Origin of the sequence: Anaerobranca gottschalkii DSM 13577, assembly GCF_900111575.1 — a bacterium.
In the GTDB taxonomy this organism is placed as follows: domain Bacteria; phylum Bacillota; class Proteinivoracia; order Proteinivoracales; family Proteinivoracaceae; genus Anaerobranca; species Anaerobranca gottschalkii.
This window is the reverse complement of sequence record NZ_FOIF01000106.1, coordinates 1-1,515: the sequence shown is the minus strand read 5'-3', so window position 1 is coordinate 1,515 and position 1,515 is coordinate 1. Positions and strand designations below refer to the sequence as shown.

The 1,515-nt window shown below is 28.6% G+C and carries 2 protein-coding genes; both read right to left on the bottom strand.

Annotation, left to right across the window (positions count from 1 at the left end):
- Window positions 1–107: 107 nt before the first annotated feature.
- Window positions 108–239, bottom strand: a complete 132-nt coding sequence (locus tag BMX60_RS12405) for a hypothetical protein (protein ID WP_278276562.1) — start codon at window positions 237–239, stop codon at window positions 108–110.
- Window positions 240–264: 25 nt separating this feature from the next.
- Window positions 265–1,515: hypothetical protein (locus BMX60_RS12165; protein WP_177159817.1), on the bottom strand; the 1,251-nt coding region annotated here is incomplete at its 5' end.

Sequence of the window (1,515 nt, the reverse complement as noted above, 5' to 3'; positions counted from 1 at the left end):
AATAGTTATGGTTAACTTCTAAAAAGTCCCACAACTAGCGAGTTCTTTTTATTCATGAGCTAAAATTGTAAAATTAGCTATTTCCCGACAATCCCGCTTAAGTTCATTTATATTTTATAGTGTTCTCCATGAAGTCCTATATCGTCTTTGGGATATATTTCTGCTATGGACCAGGCCGATATAAGTTTTTTTACCTTAGGGTAATTCTCCTTTAAATATTCTTGTAACATTGTCACCATATCAAGATCTCCAGTAGGGTCAAGTTTAGAAGGAATTTTCGGTGGGACCTATTTTATAATTAACCCAATAAAAAGGCAATACTTTTTTCTCTAGAGTTTCTTTATGGAAAGCAACTAATATCTTGATATTAAAGAAATAGTCAAAACCATAAATATAGTCTTTGTCATCTCCTAGAAATTCAAAATCTATATTATACCTAGCTACTTCTTTGTTAGAATTAATTTCCTTGACCACATAATAACGGTAAAAATCAAATGTATAAAAACCATAATTTTCACCATCAACAATTATATTACTGTATAAACTTTCTTTGTTTATTTTTATATCTTTTACATAACTATCATCATAATCTATAAATTCCTTTTTTTCAATATCAAAAACTTTTTTTTCTCCTCTTCTGTTAGTATAAACCAGCTTTAAATCATCTAGCCAAAGAACCGATGATATTTCATTCCCAAAGGATTGGATAATATTATAGTTGGAATCTAACAATGCATAATTTTCTCCTCCGAAAATGCTATTTCTATAGTTGTTCCCTAGAAAATAATTATAAGTCCTTTGTTCATTAGCAGGGATATACTGGGTATTAATATCTAGTTTTTCTCCTGTAAAAACATTGTAATAAGATAAATCTCCTTCCCTTTCATTTCCAAAGTCTATTTCTATGTTAGCTACTTGTAATATTCCATTGTTAATACTAGCTACATCAAAAATTGGTGTTCCATTTACTATTATTTCTATATATTCCCTTATTTCTTCAATTTCTTGACAATCTGTATCTAAGAATCTATCCAATTCCCTTTGAACCATCTCTTTATTTTCAGGATATTCTAATAACATTAGTAGCTCCAAAAGTTCTACTAAAGGATTATCTTTTAACAAAGAGATGTTAAACAAATCTTCTACTAAATCATGTTGTGGCAAATCTCTCTTTAAAGAGTTTACAACGCGATAAAAATTGCTTATAAAACTACTTTTCAAAATCCCTGAATTCAATTTTTCTATCTCTTGATTCCATTCTTCTATCTCTTGAATAAGCTCTTTTACATATTCTGCTCTATCAAAATAAATTGCTGAATAAACCCGTTGATACCATCTATTGAAAAAAATACCTAAAAACGTATTTTGACAATGGTAGTTAGCTAAGGGATATTTTTCTATAGCTTTATTCCTATCGCCAAAAAAGTAATGATAAGTCAAATAAATTCTATCAATTTCTTCCCTTTCTCCCCTTAAATCCATTGCCCTTTTTATTAAATCTTCATTTTCAAAAAA